This window comes from Bdellovibrio sp. NC01 (genome assembly GCF_006874625.1).
Lineage (GTDB): Bacteria > Bdellovibrionota > Bdellovibrionia > Bdellovibrionales > Bdellovibrionaceae > Bdellovibrio.
In genome coordinates this window covers 470,589-487,867 of record NZ_CP030034.1, presented here as the reverse complement: position 1 = coordinate 487,867, position 17,279 = coordinate 470,589, and the positions used below count along the sequence as shown (strand labels likewise).

At 45.2% G+C, this 17,279-nt stretch carries 16 protein-coding genes; 8 read left to right on the top strand and 8 right to left on the bottom strand.

Features of this window, described 5'->3' with window-relative positions:
* Nucleotides 1–11 precede the first annotated feature (11 nt).
* Nucleotides 12–2,702, top strand: coding sequence for a valine--tRNA ligase (locus tag DOE51_RS02375; protein ID WP_142694995.1), 2,691 nt, complete (start codon nucleotides 12–14; stop codon nucleotides 2,700–2,702).
* Between the two features lie 91 nt (nucleotides 2,703–2,793).
* Here DOE51_RS02375 and DOE51_RS02370 read toward each other — a convergent pair whose 3' ends face one another.
* Complete coding sequence (locus DOE51_RS02370; protein ID WP_142694994.1) at nucleotides 2,794–3,396, bottom strand: short chain dehydrogenase; 603 nt, start codon at nucleotides 3,394–3,396, stop codon at nucleotides 2,794–2,796.
* Nucleotides 3,397–3,484: 88 nt separating this feature from the next.
* On the opposite strand from DOE51_RS02370, the gene DOE51_RS02365 reads away from it, so the two are divergent.
* Nucleotides 3,485–4,396: a LysR family transcriptional regulator gene (locus DOE51_RS02365; protein WP_142694993.1), complete on the top strand. Its 912-nt coding sequence runs from the start codon at nucleotides 3,485–3,487 to the stop codon at nucleotides 4,394–4,396.
* Here the strand turns inward: DOE51_RS02365 and DOE51_RS02360 are convergent.
* The 6 genes from DOE51_RS02360 to tsaA form a co-directional block, all read right to left on the bottom strand.
* On the bottom strand, nucleotides 4,389–4,817 hold the full coding sequence (locus DOE51_RS02360) for a hypothetical protein (RefSeq protein ID WP_142694992.1): 429 nt from the start codon (nucleotides 4,815–4,817) through the stop codon (nucleotides 4,389–4,391). The genes DOE51_RS02365 and DOE51_RS02360 overlap by 8 nt on opposite strands.
* Nucleotides 4,818–4,876: 59 nt before the next feature.
* Nucleotides 4,877–6,217, bottom strand: a complete 1,341-nt coding sequence (locus DOE51_RS02355) for an MgtC/SapB family protein (RefSeq protein ID WP_142694991.1) — start codon at nucleotides 6,215–6,217, stop codon at nucleotides 4,877–4,879.
* Between the two features lie 161 nt (nucleotides 6,218–6,378).
* Nucleotides 6,379–7,155 carry a hypothetical protein gene (locus tag DOE51_RS02350; RefSeq protein ID WP_142694990.1) on the bottom strand — a complete coding sequence of 259 codons (777 nt, stop codon included), beginning with the start codon at nucleotides 7,153–7,155 and terminating at the stop codon, nucleotides 6,379–6,381.
* Between the two features lie 7 nt (nucleotides 7,156–7,162).
* Complete coding sequence (locus tag DOE51_RS02345) at nucleotides 7,163–7,636, bottom strand: hypothetical protein (protein WP_142694989.1); 474 nt, start codon at nucleotides 7,634–7,636, stop codon at nucleotides 7,163–7,165.
* A 183-nt stretch (nucleotides 7,637–7,819) separates the two neighbouring features.
* Nucleotides 7,820–8,809, bottom strand: coding sequence for an isopenicillin N synthase family oxygenase (locus DOE51_RS02340; protein WP_142694988.1), 990 nt, complete (start codon nucleotides 8,807–8,809; stop codon nucleotides 7,820–7,822).
* A gap of 71 nt (nucleotides 8,810–8,880) precedes the next feature.
* Nucleotides 8,881–9,591 carry a tRNA (N6-threonylcarbamoyladenosine(37)-N6)-methyltransferase TrmO gene (tsaA, locus tag DOE51_RS02335; protein WP_142694987.1) on the bottom strand — a complete coding sequence of 237 codons (711 nt, stop codon included), beginning with the start codon at nucleotides 9,589–9,591 and terminating at the stop codon, nucleotides 8,881–8,883.
* A 123-nt stretch (nucleotides 9,592–9,714) separates the two neighbouring features.
* On the opposite strand from tsaA, the gene DOE51_RS02330 reads away from it, so the two are divergent.
* Both DOE51_RS02330 and DOE51_RS02325 read left to right on the top strand, forming a co-directional pair.
* Entirely contained in the window at nucleotides 9,715–10,122 is a 408-nt protein-coding gene (locus tag DOE51_RS02330) for a hypothetical protein (protein ID WP_142694986.1), read from the top strand.
* Between the two features lie 121 nt (nucleotides 10,123–10,243).
* The gene (locus DOE51_RS02325) at nucleotides 10,244–11,830 is read left to right on the top strand and encodes a S8 family serine peptidase (protein WP_142694985.1); all 1,587 of its coding nucleotides are present in this window, start codon (nucleotides 10,244–10,246) and stop codon (nucleotides 11,828–11,830) included.
* 95 nt (nucleotides 11,831–11,925) lie between these two features.
* On the opposite strand, the gene DOE51_RS02320 is transcribed toward DOE51_RS02325, so the two are convergent.
* Nucleotides 11,926–12,642, bottom strand: a complete 717-nt coding sequence (locus tag DOE51_RS02320) for a Crp/Fnr family transcriptional regulator (protein WP_142694984.1) — start codon at nucleotides 12,640–12,642, stop codon at nucleotides 11,926–11,928.
* A gap of 258 nt (nucleotides 12,643–12,900) precedes the next feature.
* On the opposite strand from DOE51_RS02320, the gene DOE51_RS02315 reads away from it, so the two are divergent.
* Genes DOE51_RS02315 through DOE51_RS02300 form a run of 4 tightly spaced genes read left to right on the top strand, consistent with a single transcriptional unit; the run spans nucleotide 12,901 to nucleotide 17,277 of the window.
* Entirely contained in the window at nucleotides 12,901–13,893 is a 993-nt protein-coding gene (locus DOE51_RS02315) for a BMP family protein (protein WP_142694983.1), read from the top strand.
* Between the two features lie 5 nt (nucleotides 13,894–13,898).
* Entirely contained in the window at nucleotides 13,899–15,377 is a 1,479-nt protein-coding gene (locus DOE51_RS02310) for an ABC transporter ATP-binding protein (protein WP_142694982.1), read from the top strand.
* The gene (locus DOE51_RS02305; RefSeq protein WP_142694981.1) at nucleotides 15,374–16,402 is read left to right on the top strand and encodes an ABC transporter permease; all 1,029 of its coding nucleotides are present in this window, start codon (nucleotides 15,374–15,376) and stop codon (nucleotides 16,400–16,402) included. Before DOE51_RS02310 ends, DOE51_RS02305 begins: the two co-directional genes overlap by 4 nt.
* Nucleotides 16,402–17,277 carry an ABC transporter permease gene (locus DOE51_RS02300; RefSeq protein WP_142694980.1) on the top strand — a complete coding sequence of 292 codons (876 nt, stop codon included), beginning with the start codon at nucleotides 16,402–16,404 and terminating at the stop codon, nucleotides 17,275–17,277. Before DOE51_RS02305 ends, DOE51_RS02300 begins: the two co-directional genes overlap by 1 nt.
* Nucleotides 17,278–17,279: the final 2 nt, after the last annotated feature.

The window sequence follows — 17,279 nt, the reverse complement described above, 5'->3', positions numbered from 1 at the left end:
GGTATTCTTAGATGTCAGAGCAAAATCCAGCGCAATTGTCAGATCGTTATAATCCCGCTGATGTAGAAAACAGAACATATCAGTGGTGGGAAAATTCGGGCTTCTTCAAAGCTCAGGATCAATCCACAAAACCTCCATTTTCGATCATCTTGCCTCCACCGAACGTCACAGGTTTCTTGCACATGGGTCACGCCCTGGATCACACGATTCAAGATATGTTGATCCGCTGGAAACGCATGAATGGTTACAACACGATGTGGTTGCCGGGAACGGACCACGCCGGTATCGCAACTCAAACAGTTGTTGAAAAAGAGTTGAAGAAAACAGGCGTGACTCGTCACGAACTAGGTCGCGAAAAATTCGTAGAAAAAGTTTGGGAGTGGAAACACCAATACGGTAATCGCATCTACTCGCAAATGCGCAGACTTGGTGATTCGTGTGATTGGGATCGCGCGGTTTTCACTTTGGACGAAGGCGTATCAAAAGCAGTTCGCAAAGTATTCGTGTCTTTGTACAACAAAGGTTTGATTTATCGTGGTCAACGCCTGGTGAACTGGTCAGGTCCTTTGGAAACTGCCATTTCAGATCTTGAAGTTGAGCACCAAACAATCAAAGGGACTTTGTATCACATCAACTATCCTCTTGAAGATGGTTCTGGTTTCTTGACGGTTGCTACAACTCGTCCTGAAACAATGTTGGGTGATACAGCGGTTGCGGTAAATCCAGAAGACGATCGCTACAAACACCTTGTTGGTAAAAACGTGATCCTTCCACTGACTGGAAGAAAAATTAAAATCATCGCTGACACGTACGTTGATAAAGCGTTCGGTTCAGGCGTTGTGAAAATCACTCCAGCGCATGACTTCAACGACTACAAAGTTGGTAAAGCGCACAACCTCGATTTCATCAACCTTCTGACTCGCAAAGCAGAGATGAATGAAAACGCTGGCGTCTACGCTGGTTTGAAAGTTCAAGAAGCGCGTAAACGTGTTGTTGAAGATTTGAAAGCTCAAAACTTGCTAGCGAAAGAGGAACCACATGTTCACTCTGTCGGCCACTGCTCGCGTTCAGGCGCCGTGGTTGAACCATTCTTGTCCGAGCAATGGTTCGTTAAAATGGAAGCTCTTGCAAATCCAGCGAAGCGTGTTGTTGAAAGCGGCACAATTCGTTTCGAACCAGAGTCTTGGACAAAAGTTTATCTTCACTGGTTAAACAACATTGAAGACTGGTGTATCTCTCGCCAATTGTGGTGGGGTCACCGTATTCCAGTTTGGTATTGCGATAATTGCAATCACACGACTGTGAGCGAAACAGACGTAGCAGCTTGTGAAAAGTGCGGCAACACACACGTAAAACAAGATGACGACGTCCTTGATACTTGGTTCTCGTCTGCTCTATGGCCGTTCTCTACAATGGGTTGGCCAAACGAAACTGAAACTTTGAAAACGTTCTACCCAACTAGTTACCTAGTAACTGGTCACGATATTATTTTCTTCTGGGTTGCACGTATGATCATGATGGGTCTTGAGTTCAAGCGCGATGTTCCTTTCCGTACGGTTTATATCCACGGTTTGGTGCGCGATTCTCAAGGTCGTAAAATGTCGAAGTCTTTAGGCAACTCGATCGATCCAGTAGAGATGATCGATAAATACGGAGCCGATGCTTTGCGCTTCACATTCGCTGCGCACTTGTACTCTGGTAAAGACTTTAAATTCAGCGAACAACGTCTTGAAGGCTATCGTAACTTCATGAATAAGATCTGGAATGCGACTCGTTTCGCACTTTCAAACTTGTCTGACTTCAAAGCGCCTGCAGAAGGTGTAAAAGCATTACCGAATAAAGCTAACATCAGCGTATTCGATCAATGGATCATCACGAAGCTTGCTGAGGTGACAAAACAAGTTGAAGAAGCCATGGAAGCAGAGAAGTTCTCTGAAGCCGCGACAGCGCTTTATCAGTTTATTTGGAATCAATTCTGTGACTGGTATATCGAATTTACGAAACCAATCATGAACGGCACGAATGCGGAAGAAAGAGCCGCGACTCAGTTGGTACTTGCACAAGTATTAAACCGTATCGCGCGTTTGCTTCACCCGTTCACACCGTTTATCTCTGAAGAGATTTACCAAAAACTTCCGATCCGTGGTCAAGCGTGCATCATCGATCAATATCCAAACACAAGAAACGACAAAGAGTTCTTGGCCTTGGGTTCTGAAACGGCAGCACAAGAAATCGACTTGGTAAAAGAAGTGATCACAGCAATGCGTAACATCCGCGGCGAAAACAGAATCAGCCCGGCTGTGAAATTGAATGTGCGTTTGGGTGTAACAAACGATCAAGTGCAAAAAGTTTTGGGCAACAACCGTACAGCAATCATGACTATGGGTCGTTTGGAAAATATGGAAGTGGGACCTGAAGGCAACTTGATGAAGTGTGCTGTGGCACCGGTAACGGTTGGCGATGCAAACGTAAAAGTGATCATCCCTCTTGAAGGCTTGGTAGATTTCGACGAAGAGTTGAAACGTATCAACAAGTCGATCGAGAAATTGCAAAAAGATATCGGCATCTTGAGCGGTAAGCTTTCAAACGAAAAGTTCGTTGCTAACGCTGATGAAGACGTTATCGCCGCAGACAGAGTCCTTCTTGCGCAATCAAAAGTGCAGTTGGAATCTTTGCGCGATGCTTTGACTCGTTTCCAATAGTTTCTTAGTTCAGTAAAAACTAAAAGCCCCGTGCTAAAAACACGGGGCTTTTTTTTATTCTCAGCGAGTGATCAGCATGAATGGGGAACTTCTAATGCAGTTTAAAAATCTGCCCCGTTTGAATTCCCAATACTGATTTTTCATAAGCCTGCGCCACTAATTTGCCCGGCACCGGAGTATAACCAGGGAAGAATGGACTATAGGCTGCTGCCGACTCTTCTAGCAAAGTAGGACTGACGACATTGATGCGTAGGCCTTTAGGCAACTCGCAAGCTGCCGCTTGGACATAACCCTCGACAGCACGATTCACAACCGTAGCAACTGCCCCGTGAGCGATAGGATATTCACTCACCACGCCTGATACCAAAGTGAATGAGCCCTTTTCATTTATAAACGGAATTGCTTGTTGTACCAGATTCACTTGGCCCAAAAGTTTGCTGTTGATCGCGGTCATCCATTGCGCATGCGTGATTTTGTCTAGTGGTGCAAAGGCCAAATCCCCAGCCGCATTCACGACCGCATCGAAGGACCCGATTTTTTTATAAAGCTCGCGCACACTTGCGGCGTCCTCGATGTTCACTTGAAAATCACCTGAGGTTTTACCAACACTCACGACCTCGTGACCTGCTTTTTCTAAGTTTGCTTTAACTAATTTTCCGATGGTGCCCGTGGCACCGATGACTACGACTTTCATCTAGAACTCCTTATGATTGTTTCCATAAATGAATATACGTCCGCCCCAGTCTTGAAAAAACCGCGATATAGAAACATATTGTCAACATATGGAAACAATCACACGCAACGTTCAGGATTTACTAGCTTTCTATTCTGTCGCTAAAGAAGGTAGCTTTACCAAAGCGGCAGATGCCGTGCACTCTTCAAAAGCCCTTCTCAGTAAACAGGTGAAAGCGCTGGAAGCTCAAATGCGTGTGACTCTTTTCCATCGCACAACTCGCAGCTTAAATCTGACGGAAGAGGGTCGCTTTCTTTATTCATACTGCGAAAAGATTTTTGGCTTAACTGAAGAAGCAGGAAAACTGATCAAAGACATGAGTCAGGAACTTTCGGGCAATGTGAAAATCTCGGTCCCCGTTTCTTTAGCAGAGACTTTCACAGCTTCATTTTTAGGGCAGATCAACGACATTCTTCCCAACGTGCAAGTTGAAATTGATGCCTCTAATGAAGTTCGTGACATTAAAAAATCGGGAGCTGATTTTGCGATTCGTTCAAAAGACAACCATGACCCTGATGTGGTCGCACGCTACTTAGGCAGAATGCGCGATGTGATTTGTGTGGCTCCGAATAAAGTCAAACTGCCTAACAATGCCACTCCTGAAGTATTGAACAAACTCAATTGCATCATGCATGCACCTTCACGCAACTGGAATTCTTGGACTCTGACCTCGGGCGATAAAGAGTATGTTGTGCAAACCCAAGGGAAATTTGCATCGAACCAATACACGCTTTCAAGAAAGATGTGTCTTGAAGGTTTGGGTGTCGCTCGCCTGCCCTATTTCCTGGTCGCCGATGACATCAAAGAGGGTCGACTTATTCACCTGTTCCCCGAATACAAAATCTCGACGCATTCGTTTTACTTGGTGTACTTGAAAGAAACCTACACATCTCAAAAAATAAAAACCACGAAAGAGGCTATTCTTTCGTGGTTTAAAAATCGCAAAGATATCTTTATTTAAATTTATCAGAAGGCTTACTGCTTAACTCAATTTTGCAGCGAGCACTTCCTTCTCCCGCAGAGTTATTCAGAGGAAAATCCATTTCTGTCGAAGCTTGAGAACTTGCGAAACTCAACGTTTGATCCTGTTTCATTTCGCCATTGATGTTCTTTAGTATCGTAAAGCCCATTTCGGTATCGCTTAATTGGCGAATCCAGATGATGTAGCCATAGTTACCAATCACCAGATTTTGGTTCTTGGAAACATCCGGTTGATAGATCACTTTTTCATTGGGCTTGAAATTCAAAGGTAAGCCTTCCGCCGTCTTCAAAAAGACGTGGTTGGTTTCACAGGTATACTGCGCAGAGATGTCTAGCCATTTGACACCCGCGTGTGCGCTGACCGCCGTTAACAATATTGTTAAAGCCAATAATGCCTTCATATAAATCCCATGATTTGTGGTTCGCGAGTCTTTTTACAAACTCCACGCCAATCCCGGAATCACGTATAAATGTTTAGGGAAGGATTTCGCTGTTCGATATTTTTCCAGCAGCCCAAATTGGGCTTCACAAAGTAGTGCGCTAGCACTTCGTTTGCCGCCATTCCCATCACACCAAGAATGGCGATCAAAAACAACGCAACGAAAGCTCGGCGTTTGAAAGTCTTATCCGTCGTCATTGTACGGATCAAAGGAATATTAATTAGAATACTTGTAAGGCTTGAGATGATCACGCCATTCACGCCGGTACTTAATGGCAGCTCGCCATGACTCATCAAAGTCGCAGCAGAAGCAATCGACGAAGCGCTTGATAACAAACCACCTAATAAACTTACAAAGTAAAAACTGTTCGAACCGAAATTCCTTTGCACTAAAGCGCCAACGATATTGAGCACCAAGAATACAAAACCAAATTTCAACGCGGCTGTTAAACGGAATGGAGACTCCAAAGACAGCGAAGCAGCGCCCTCTTTATGAATTAATTTCGTTGGATAGAAATACCAAAGAGCCGCACAGGCCGCGATCATCAGCAAAAACGGCGTCGCACAATACAAGGCAGCCGCAGGTGCGAAAATCAAAATGATGATGCCGTTACGCAAAAGCATCGCACCCGTTGCCAACATCACGCCACTGTAGACGGAAGGCAATAAGACTTCGCCCGTTGTTTGCAAACGTGACGTCAACTCAACGATAACTTTACGACTATTTACTAAACCACCAAAGAATGCTGTGATCTCCATGCCTTTGGGACCAAAGATTTTCATCAACACATAGTTAATAAAACCAATCGCTGCGATAATAATCACTGTGACGAAAGCCTGTTGCGGAATAATCAAACCCCAAGGGTCGACCGCGTGCTTCGGTAAAATCGGATAAATTGCGAAGGTTAAAATCGCAAGCAAGATCTCAGCGCGTACTTCTTCCGTCGTTAACTTATGACTGAAATTTGCAAGATGCTCCTTCCATGCAAGCAAACCCGCCGACACAACTCCGACCGCCGTGGGCGTGATGGTATGACCTTTACCGCACAACACGCCAACAACTCCCGTGACCAGCAAAGCTGCTGAAGTTGTTAACTCTGTACCTTTATTATCTCGCAACGATTGCCAATTCAGGAAGAATACAAGAATTCCTAAAAGACACACGCCCATGATCGCATAGCCATCGCCAAGCAAACCACCCATGCCACCAATCAGTGCGGCGAAACCAAATGTGCGTAAGCCAGCTTCCTTGCCACGCCACTCGCGCTCTAAACCGATGAACAAGCCAATTCCAAGAGCCAAAGTCAGACGGTACAAACTGTCAAGAGGAGCCCAAGATACTACGGGAGCCAATGGATCCATATCACCTCCGAAAATTTCATCTAATACCCAAATGTTAAGTCGCGCAACCCTTGATGGCCGATTGAGACAAACTTTTCATTTGAGATGTCAATTTCAGAGTGATCTTCAAAAATTTTTAATCAGAAAAAAGAAAAGGCGAGATTGCTCTCGCCTCTTTAGATTTATTTGCAGCTACAAGAAAGTGATTTCGCAGCATCAACACCGCTGCATTTAAATGTCTTACCATCGTGAGCAAGTTCGAACGAATACACTCGACCGTTGCGTTCAACGACGCTTAAATCATCGCCGTTTTGATAATAAACTTTGCGCGCGACAGATTTGCTGACCAATTGTCCATCGCCTTCAAGACTTGCAAGCAATGTATCAGTTGGATTTGTTCTTTGCTCTTTCGATAAAGAGATTTCTTTTTGCGCGCCATTGGGTTGAATCGAATAATAATTCAAAGTTTTCGTTTGCTCTGTATCGTTGCTTGGATTTGTACGTAAGAAGATACGACGAATTTCACCAGAGTTTGTTTTAATATCTGTCGCTGACCAGTCTTCCGTCGTTGTCACGATGTCGCCCAAATCAGGAGCGATGATTGTATTTAACGTTTCGAAGTTCATGTCATCGCCTTGCGAGAACGGTCCCATCTTCATATTCAAGCACACCGACATTTGCTTGAAGTTCGTTTGCAGACCTTCGAAAAGTTTTGGATCTTCCATTTTTGTTGGCAAGAAACCATTCGCATCGGTTGCGGGTTCGCCAGAAGCGGGCTCTGGCACTTCGGCCGTTTGTGTTTTACTTGTTGTTGGAACTGCGGGATCTCCGTGTGGATTTGGAAGATCCGGCGGCATGTTCGAAGATTTTCCGAAGCCACCGCCGAAATAGCAGTATGAAAGAACTAAGATGATCGCGACTACGATCGCACCAAGGATGATTGAACTACGTTTTGTCATCCCTTAACTATCGAACGATCTCTATCGAGACGTCAACGGGATCTACTTCTGTCGCAAGACCGATAAAGCGAAAGCGAGTATTATACACCTCTAAGTGTTCTGCTAAGCGTTGGCAATTTGGTCCTTTTAAGGTGATATACATTAAATAATCAGGAAGACCTGGACGATATTCAAATTGCCATTGCGAAACTTCAGTGCAGCCTTCGCCTAATTCTGGATCAACAAGTGGAACAACTTCAACGGTGCGCGCAGTCGCGAAGTTTAAGATTTTTTCTGTCAAGATTGGGTCCACGTATGTGGGCACAAGTCCCATGCGCACCATCGCTTCTTGCGTTGTCGGATTCCACACCACCGACTTCTCAAGGCTCTTACGCTGCTGTCCCAAACGTTTCACTTCAAAGCGCATCGGCAGATCAAGAGCCAATGATTCCAAAGCCCAAAAACTCACCATCACTAGAGTTACAGTCACCAAGTATCGCATGAATCCCCCCTCATGTTTCTACGAGTGAGTCTTGTCTTACCTAGCAATCCTCCCAGAATGCAAGAAGGGGAACATTACTGTTCCCCTTCTTGAAGTCATTACTAAATTAGTGACAATAAACGTATCAAGCTAAAGAGGAAAGATAGACTTCCCTACTCCGGCGAAGCCGGAGTGCAGACCTGCCTACTTGATTAGACCAATTTCGCGCAAACGCTGCATCAAGAAGTCATGGCTAGAAATATCAGTGTATTTCGCGCCAGTGCCTTTGCATGAAGGCAAGCATGACAACATCGCTTGTGGATGCGGGTGCAAGAAGAATGGCATAGAGTAACGGCTGCCGTTCTTACCATCATCTGGATTCACCACACGATGAGTAGTCGAAGGCAAAACGTCGTTCGTCAAACGAGCCAACATATCACCAACGTCAACGATCAAAGTGTCTGGTTCAGAAACGATATCCAACCAAGTGCCATCGCGATCTTTCAATTGCAAACCAGAAGCGGTCGCCGCAGGCAAGATTGTGATGAAGTTAATATCTTCATGAGCTGCCGCACGCACACAACGAGGATCAACACCCTCTGGAATTGGTGGGTAATGCAAAAGTCTTAAGATCGAATTTCCATCTTTCGTCATGCGCGCGAAGAAGTCTTTGTCGACTTCAAGAGGCATCGTCAATGCTTCAAGCATAACGTCGCCGGCTTCTTCCAAAGCCGCATACAAATTAACGAAGTGATTTTTAAATTCAGGTACGTGAGCTTCTGGCCAGATGTTTTCTGGGTAAACAGATTTCAAGTCGTGACCGTCAGCAAGAACGCGACCCACGTGCCAGAACTCTTTCAAGTCCATCACTGGAGAATCTTTAGCGTGTTCTTTACCGAATGGAGTGTAACCACGTTGGAAGCCTGCGTTTGGAGAGATGTAAGATTTTTTTACGTCTTCAGGCAAAGCGTAGAATGTTTCAAGAAGTTGGTAGGCTTTGTGAAGATCAGCTGGTTTTACGTTGTGATCTTTCAAGATGATGAAGCCGTACTCTTTAAGGCCTGTGAACAACTGATCGATGAATTTCGATTTCTCTTCAGAAGTTCCTTTTGTGTAACTTGCTAAGCTTAGTGTCGGCACCTTGCGAAGAGTGTTCGCTGCAGCCTCATTATGAGAAGTAGTTTCCGTTCTCATTTTTCCCCCTGTTTAAGTTTCTAGGTTACAGAGGCTATGTAACTTGGCGCCTTAATAAAAGGCAACTGCAACTAATTATGCGTAAAAAGAATATCGGTAACTCGAACGAGGGTGGGTGTTTCGAACTTGAAATGGACATCTCCATCGAACAAACGAACCGCATGTTCAGAGCGATATGGAGCATCGTCTTTTTGCTCGTAACCCCTGTAAATTACAGGACGCGGATCTAATTGCAGAGTTTCCTCGATAATTTCACGCAACGCTTTGTCGGGATTTTTCTGTTCCCACTTCGAAAGCGCAATTTGCGCCTGCTCTGTAAATTCGACATGGATTGGTTCTTTGACAACTTCTGCGGGCCAACCCGTGCGTGCTCCTGGGATCGCTTCGACCTCAGGCAAATATGGTTTGATATCTAAAATGGGAGTTCCATCCACCAGATCTGCACCACTGACGATGATCCCATCTTTTTCAACACTGATAAGCTCAACCAAAGAAAGACCAATCGGATTTGGACGATGCGGAGTTCGTGTCGCAAACAAACCCATACTCTTCCCACCTAAGCGCGGAGGATGAACTTTCGCGTGATAACGAGAGACTTTGTTTTGATGGAAAACCCAAATCAGCCACACGTGCGAAAAGCCCTCAAGACCTTGCAGAGCTTCTGCAGGCTGAAGATCACCGCGAATCTTAAGTTTGGCCGTAGCCTTTTTCACAAGACCAGGCTGGCGCGGTGTTCCAAATTTATCTTTAAAGCAGCTTTCGATGAAGCCAATTGGTTCCATAAGCTAACGACCTACCCGCTTGCCTTGCTTGGCGTCAAGGAGTTTCAAATAACAGGCGGTTTTCGAGTGACAACAGGCCTCGTTTGCAGAAAAAAAGAGCAAACATTTTAAGGAGGAATTCTGATGAAACATCTGATTCTTGTAGCAGCCTTGGCATTGGCTTCTGGTTCTGCATTTGCCGGTGAACTTGATAACGAAAGTTCAGTTATCAATCAAACAGCGATGAACGGTGCAGTTGTTGTACGCGTTGATGCTCGTGATAACTCTGCAGCGGTTGCAACAGCAGCAGCTCCAGCAAACGAAGTTCAAGCGAAAGCATTGGCTCAAACTGGTAACTTTGCAAAAGTAGCAGCAACAAACGTTGGTGGCGAACTTGATCACGACGGCGGTTCTTCAAGCTGGTACTTCTACAATGGTTACAACACATACTACTACAGCTACATGTACTGGTATGGAAACTGGTACCGTCCTTGTTACACATACAACTACGGTTACTACACTTATTACTACTACTCTAACTACTGGTACTAATAAGCCTGCTCGGCCCTTGCTCTTCATCTTGTCATAAAACTTCACAGGGCCGGCTTCGTTTTTAATTTTTTAGAGAGCTGCTGCAAACTCAAAACTGCGGCAGCACTCAAAGAGAGTCTTCATGAAGTTTTATGTTTCATTTTTAATTTCTACATTCATTTCTGTTGCCGCGTTTGCAGGTCCATTCACAAATTTGGATTCTTTGAAGTCACAACTTGGCTTTGCAAAGTTTTACCAAGCGCAAAACCCGGGTCGTAAATTAAAAATCGCTGTCTTCGATAAAGGCTTCGCTGGTTTCCAAAAAGAAATCGGTGTGTCTCTGCCTGCGGGCACTCGTTACATTGCGGGTCCTGTGAGTGCTCCTACAAATAACGAAACTGAACACGGTTTGCGTATGGCGCAAATTCTGACTGCTTTCATGACGAACGATATGCAAGCGTCGCAATGGGCTCCAGAACTTACTTTGTACAATGTGTTCGGTTATTCAAACTTTAAAGCGGCGATCGACGATGCGATCGCAAGCAAAGTGGATCTTATCCTGTACTCGGAAGTATGGCAGTACGGCGGTAACAATGACGGTAAAGGCTTCATCAATAAAGAGGTCAACCGCGCCACATCTGCAGGCATCATCTGGGTGAATGCCGCAGGTAATTTTGATTTAACAACTTACAACTCTACGATTCAAACCATCCAAGACAACTGGGTGCGTTTGCCTGATCAAAACAATGCCTTGGCTATTCGTTGCGAACAAAACGAAACAAAGTCGTGCTTCTTGCGCGTGGTGCTTTCGTGGAATGACTTCAAAGACAATGTCGATCTTGGAACAAAGAAAGATTTAGATCTGGTTTTAACTGACGACACTTTGAACGTTCTGCAAGTGGGCGCGACAAAACAATCTGACGACGTGAATGAATCGCGTCCTGGTTTTTCTAAATATCCACGTGAAATCATCGAAACACAATTGTCGCCAGGTTTGTACTTCTTGCGAGTGAAAAACCGCTCTGGCAATTTTGCGGCTCAAGATTCTTTGCGCATTTCGATTGAACCCGACAACATCACGATGCCGTCGCATTCAATCAATGAATCTGTTTTGAATCCAGCTGACAACCCAACAGTGATTGCCGTGGGCGCAAGCGATTTCCCAATGTCTTCGCGTTCAGCATCGTCTGGTAAACCAGATATTTTTGCGCCTTCACGTTTGCAACTTCAAGACGGTCGTACTCCATTTGGCAGTTCAAATTCAGCAGCGATCGTGGCTGCGGGTCTTGGTCTTTTAAAATCGCAACAACCGAAATTAGGTCGCGCTGATTTGCTTCGTATCGTGAAATCGGCTGGTGCGTGGAACCAATCCAGCAATATTTCTTTGAACGTTCTTGGTTTCAGACCAACGGGACCGGGATGTTTTGTCGATATGGCTTATCCAAATCCACCGGCATATTTGCGTGATGTCTTCAATAAAGGCGGCGTTTTGGTTGCGACAACTATCGGTAACCGCATTATTGTGCCGTTCGACCCAATCACTCTTGCTTCGGGTCTGCGTCGTCAGTTGATAAATGATATGATCGTCGCTTTGCCACAAGGCGGTTATGCCGTTTACAACCGTTATGCGGCAATTCCTGCAGGTGCCGCGGAAATTTTCCAAAGACCGATCGAAGCCGGCTTGTGCCGTGCAAGTTCGTTCCCTGCGAACGGTTTTTACCTGCCGTAGACTTTTGGGCATAAAAAAACCCACAGTGTTCAACGCTGTGGGTTTTTATTTTTCTAAATTGCTGGTCTACACTCCGACTTTGTCGGAGTAAGGATTTAGAAGTTTCCAGATCTTCTCATCAAACCTTCGCGGTTTTTGATGATAATTTCTTTACCATTCAAGTCGATCAGACCTTCATTTTTGAACTCAGTCAGATGACGAGACAATGATTCGTTAATTGTACTAGCCAATTGTGCGAATTCATTGCGTGTCAGTTTCAAGTTCAAAGAGATTCCATTTGGCGTTTGCACACCGAATTTGTCGGCAAGCAATACCAATTGGTAGGCGATACGCTCTTGAACAGAAGCCAAATAGTGAAGTTGGCTTGTCGTCTCGAAAGACTCCAGGTCATTCACTGCTTGATTCAACAAAAGCTTAATCAGTGGAGAAGCTTGTGCCATCGCAACTTGAATAAGTTCACGAGGGTACAACCACAACACTGTCGATTTCACAGCTTTCGCATGCGACACCGAAGTCATCCCCTTAACAAGCGACTTGTAACCAAAGTACTCGCCTGGAGATACCAGTTTTGTAACGTATTCGTTTGTTGTCGTACGTCCACGGGCATGAGAACGATTCACGACAACTTTTACACATCCCGATTGAACGTAATAAAGGCCCTTCGGCGTGTCCCCTTCTTTAAAAATCATTTCCTCTTCTTTGAGGTGAATGACTTCGTAAGGAACATTCGAAGTATTCGGAATGCTTAGGTTTTGATTGCCCATAAAACCAAGGGAGTTTACTCCGCCATTGAGTATTGTTTGAGATTCCATACTCTTATCCTCCGCACTTTCTTCGTTGGGTTAAATGTTGAAGTCATCCTAAGCTGATATTATACAACCGCCTAATTGAAATTTCGACATAACCGAGTTGTAACGGCACTCGATTATGTGCCTGAAATGATTATGACTTGACTGACTAACGTCAGTCTCCTAATTTGAGCCCGTTCAAAAACTGAAAATTTTTGTAAAATCAAACGCTTAATTGCTGTGCACTCTCATCTGTGAATGCGCTTAATAAGGAACCCAAATATGGTAAAAGCTTACCTTACTCCCTTGTTAACTTTGTTGTTCTGCACTCTTTCTTCAATCACAACATTCGCAAATCCGATTAAAGTGGGTTTGGTACTCGATAAGGGTGGCAAAGACGACAAATCTTTCAACTCAGCAGCCTACATTGGCGCAACGAAAGCTGAGAAAGATCTTAAAATTGAACTTAAGTACGTTGAGGCAACTGACACAAACGCGATTGAGAATCTACATCGCGCCTTCGCACGCAAAAATTTCGATCTTGTGATCGGAATTGGTTTCGCACAGAAAGAAGCAGTTAAAAAAGTTGCTTCGCAATTTCCAAATATCAAGTTCGCTGTTGTTGATGGCGAAGTCACTGCTCCTAACGTTCGTTCACTGATGTTCGCTGAACACGAAGGTGCGTTTGTTGTCGGTGCTCTTGCAGCGATGGCTTCAAAAACTCACTCGGTTGGTTTCGTTGGCGGGATGGATATTCCGTTGATCCGCAGATTCGCGATGGGTTTTGCAGCGGGTGCTAAGTACGTCGATCCAAAAGTCTCTGTAACTGAAAACTACGTCGGTGTTACGGGTGAGGCTTGGAACAACCCAGCTAAATCAAAAGAGCTTGCCTTATCTCAATACGGCAAAGGTGCTGATGTGATCTTTGCAGCGGCTGGTGCTTCGAACTCTGGCGTGTTTGATGCCGCTGAAGACAAAAAGAAATTGGCGATCGGTTGTGACAGCAATCAAAACTGGATCAAGCCTGGCTTCATCTTGACGAGCATGTTGAAAGCCGTAGACGTTGCTGTTTACGACACAATCAAAGATGCACAAGCAGGCAAGTTCACTGCCGGCATCGAGCAATTCGGTTTGAAAAACCACGGTGTCGATTACACGCTTGATAAATACAACGAAAAACTGATCACAGCTGACATGAAGAAAAAAGTCGAAGAGATCAAAAAGAAAATCATCGCGGGCCAAATCCAAGTTCCTGATTACTACAAAAAGAAATAGGCCCCATGAGTTTAGTTCCAGCAGTTGAATTTAAAGGAATCTCTAAGCACTTTGGCGCAGTAAAAGCCAACTCGGACCTTTCATTTTCAATTTCTGCTGGAAGCATCCACGGTATCGTTGGTGAAAACGGTGCCGGCAAATCCACAGCTATGAAAATCCTTTTTGGTCTTTATCGTCCCGATGAAGGCCAAGTTTTTTTAAACGGCCAGCCTGTTTCATTTCACTCTTCGATCGATGCGATGAATGCAAAGATCGGCATGGTTCACCAACACTTCATGTTGGCAGAGCCCTTCACTGCTTTAGACAATATTCTGTTACAACAAAAGGGTTCAGCCTTTTCTGTTCTTCCGCGCAAAGTTCAAAAAGCTCGTTTGCATGAAATTGCACAACGTTATGGTTTCGATATTGATCTTGATGCTCGCGTGGAATCTTTGTCCGTTGGCGCCCAACAACGTATCGAGATTTTAAAAATTCTTTCTGAAGATTCGCAAATCCTTATCTTGGATGAGCCGACGGCGGTTTTGACTCCGCAAGAAGTGCAAGATCTTTTCAAAAATCTGCGTCGCTTACGTGATGAAGGTAAAACGATTCTGATCATCACGCATAAGTTGAAAGAAGTGATGGCACTGACTGACGAAGTCACTGTCTTCCGTGCCGGTTGTGTGGTTGCTTCGAAAAAAACTTCTGAAACGTCGACGGCTGAACTTGCCGAACTGATGGTTGGTCGCCGCTTGCAAAATCCGCAAGAGCGTTCAACGTCAGTTGAAACTGCAAAAGCGGTTCTTGATATTCAACGCTTGCATGCAAAGCTTGGCACTTGTTCTGTGGAAGATGTGTCTTTCAAAGTCCATGGTCGTGAAATTGTCGGCATCGCCGGTGTTGAAGGTAACGGTCAGGATATTTTGATTCGTGCTTTGCTTGATTCGCACTCTTTAATTGGCAAAAGCTATCAAGGATCGATTGCAACCTTGGGTCACGTTGGCTCATTCCCTGAAGATCGTTTACGTTTTGGTATGTTACCAGGCCGCCCAGTGTGGGAAAATTTCTTGTTGGGTCAGCAAAAACTTCTGCGCTTCTCGCGTGGGATCTTCTTGCGCAAGAAAGATATTCTGCAAGCCACTCGTGAAGCGATGGAAACTTATGATGTGCGTCCTCGTAACGAACATCACTCTTTTGATAAACTTTCTGGTGGTAATCAACAGAAGCTCGTGGTGGCCCGCGCGCTTTCGCAAAATCCAGGTGTGGTGATTGCGGCGCAACCTACTCGTGGTGTGGATATCGGTGCGATTGAGTTTATTCATAATCAATTGCGCCGATGTCGCGATGAAGGTTCTGGTGTGTTGTTGATCTCTTCCGAGCTTGATGAATTGATGGCTCTTTCAGATCGTATTCTTGTTCTTTATAAAGGCCGTGTGGTGAAAGAATTTACGCGCACGCAGTTTGATGAAATCGCCTTAGGTGCCGCTATGGGAGGTGTCTTGTGAGACGTCTTCTTGGTTTCGCCGTCGGTTTGATCCTGGCTTTGCTTTTAACTTTGTTTGCTGGTGAAAATCCATTCCACGTTTTCATGATCCTGGTGCGTTCGGCATTTGGCTCGATGTATGACTTGGGCTTAACTTTATCGTACACAACGCCGTTGATCTTTTGCGGTCTTTCGGTGGCGATAGGTTTTCATGCGGGTTTATTTAACATCGGCGCTGAAGGTCAGTTGACGATGGCGACCGTGACGGCGGCGGCGGTTGGGGTTTTGTTTCCGCAAGTGCCCTTTCCTATTGCTCCGTTGTTTGCTTTTATCTGTGCTTTGTTTGTCGGTGGTTTGTGGGGCTTCATTCCTGGTTGGTTGCGTGCCGTTCGCGGCAGTCACGAAGTTATCATCACGATTATGATGAACTTCATCGCGGCCGGACTTGCAAGTTGGTTTGCTTTGAAAGTCATTCCAAATCCGAATTCACAAAATCCAGAAACCGCTGTTGTGTCTGCGAATTATTTGTTTAAAGACTACGATCTGATTGCAAGATGGTTCCCGGATACTCCGGCGAATGCTTCATTGGGTGTTGCGATTGTATTGGCAGTATTAGTGTGGATTTTCCTTTGGAAAACGACCTGGGGTTATCAACTTCGTGCCGTGGGTTCAAATCCTGAAGCGGCTCATCGTGGTGGAATTTCTGAAAAGAAAACTCTGATGATTGCGATGACTTTAGCTGGTGCCTTTGCGGGTTGTGTCGCACTTTCTGAAGTCATGGGCAGTTCGGGACAATATCGCGTGGGCTTTTCGCCCGATTACGGTTTCATCGGTATTGCGGTCGCTTTACTTGCGAATAACAATCCGTTGGGAATTATTGCCGCAGCCTTCTTGATGGGTGCACTTCATAAAGGTGCTTCCGATTTGGATTTAGAAACGACGACGATCACGCGTGATTTTTCGCGTATCATTCAAGCTTTGATTATCTTAGGTGTGGCTGCCCAAGCTTATTGGGAACATCTTCGTGCGCGTAAGGGGAAGAAATAATGGATATGTTTCTTGTTCTGACGACTTTGGTTTTAGCAACTTTGCGTTTAGCGACTCCGTTAGTGTTTGCTTCGATGGGCGGCATGATGAGTGAACGTTCTGGCATTGTGAACGTCGCACTAGAAAGTTTCATGTTAGTCGGCGCATTCGTTGGCGCTGTGGGTGCTTATTATGCCGGTCATGCGTGGATTGGATGGCTTGCAGCTCTGGTTGCGGGCTTACTGATTGGCGCTCTTTACGCTTTGTTTGTGATCGAATTAAAAGCCGATCAGATCGTCACTGGCATGGCGTTCAACTTACTTGCCATGGGTGTGATTCCATTTATCACAAAAATTCTTTTTAACTCGACAGGCTCAACTCCGCCAATTGCGGTGGAAACGCGTTTTTATTTTGAACCCCTTGTGATGGCAGGACTCTTAGTAGCGGGCCTGACATGGTGGTTGCGCCAAACTCGCTCAGGCTTGTGGTTGTTGTTTGCAGGTGAACATCCTGAAGCTTTGCAAGCGTCTGGTGTCAGTGTTCGCAAAGTGCGTTGGACCGCTGTGACTTTAAGTGGTGCGTTTGCTGCTTGGGGTGGCGCGAGTTTGTCTTTGTTCTTGGCGTCTTCTTACTCTCCTATGATGACGGGTGGTCGCGGCTTTATGGCTTTGGCTGCTTTGATTTTTGGTAAGTGGAAACCTCTTCCTGCATTTGCGGCGTGTTTGTTCTTTGCATTTGTTGATGCACTTCAAATTCGTTTGCAAGGCATGCAGATCGCGGGAATGGAAATTCCTGTTCAGTTCGTTCAGATTTTACCTTACATCGTCACTATCATTGCTCTTGCTGGGTTTATCGGTGCAAGCCGTCCGCCGAAAGCATTGGGCAAAGAATTTTAAAA

Coding starts and splice junctions, on each gene's coding strand:
- DOE51_RS02375 (WP_142694995.1), top strand. CDS start 12: ATGTCAGAGCAAAATCCAGCGCAATTGTCAGATCGTTATAATCCCGCT.
- DOE51_RS02370 (WP_142694994.1), bottom strand. CDS start 3,396: ATGAAAGTCGTAGTCATCGGTGCCACGGGCACCATCGGAAAATTAGTT.
- DOE51_RS02365 (WP_142694993.1), top strand. CDS start 3,485: ATGGAAACAATCACACGCAACGTTCAGGATTTACTAGCTTTCTATTCT.
- DOE51_RS02360 (WP_142694992.1), bottom strand. CDS start 4,817: ATGAAGGCATTATTGGCTTTAACAATATTGTTAACGGCGGTCAGCGCA.
- DOE51_RS02355 (WP_142694991.1), bottom strand. CDS start 6,217: ATGGATCCATTGGCTCCCGTAGTATCTTGGGCTCCTCTTGACAGTTTG.
- DOE51_RS02350 (WP_142694990.1), bottom strand. CDS start 7,155: ATGACAAAACGTAGTTCAATCATCCTTGGTGCGATCGTAGTCGCGATC.
- DOE51_RS02345 (WP_142694989.1), bottom strand. CDS start 7,636: ATGCGATACTTGGTGACTGTAACTCTAGTGATGGTGAGTTTTTGGGCT.
- DOE51_RS02340 (WP_142694988.1), bottom strand. CDS start 8,809: ATGAGAACGGAAACTACTTCTCATAATGAGGCTGCAGCGAACACTCTT.
- tsaA (WP_142694987.1), bottom strand. CDS start 9,591: ATGGAACCAATTGGCTTCATCGAAAGCTGCTTTAAAGATAAATTTGGA.
- DOE51_RS02330 (WP_142694986.1), top strand. CDS start 9,715: ATGAAACATCTGATTCTTGTAGCAGCCTTGGCATTGGCTTCTGGTTCT.
- DOE51_RS02325 (WP_142694985.1), top strand. CDS start 10,244: ATGAAGTTTTATGTTTCATTTTTAATTTCTACATTCATTTCTGTTGCC.
- DOE51_RS02320 (WP_142694984.1), bottom strand. CDS start 12,642: ATGGAATCTCAAACAATACTCAATGGCGGAGTAAACTCCCTTGGTTTT.
- DOE51_RS02315 (WP_142694983.1), top strand. CDS start 12,901: ATGGTAAAAGCTTACCTTACTCCCTTGTTAACTTTGTTGTTCTGCACT.
- DOE51_RS02310 (WP_142694982.1), top strand. CDS start 13,899: ATGAGTTTAGTTCCAGCAGTTGAATTTAAAGGAATCTCTAAGCACTTT.
- DOE51_RS02300 (WP_142694980.1), top strand. CDS start 16,402: ATGGATATGTTTCTTGTTCTGACGACTTTGGTTTTAGCAACTTTGCGT.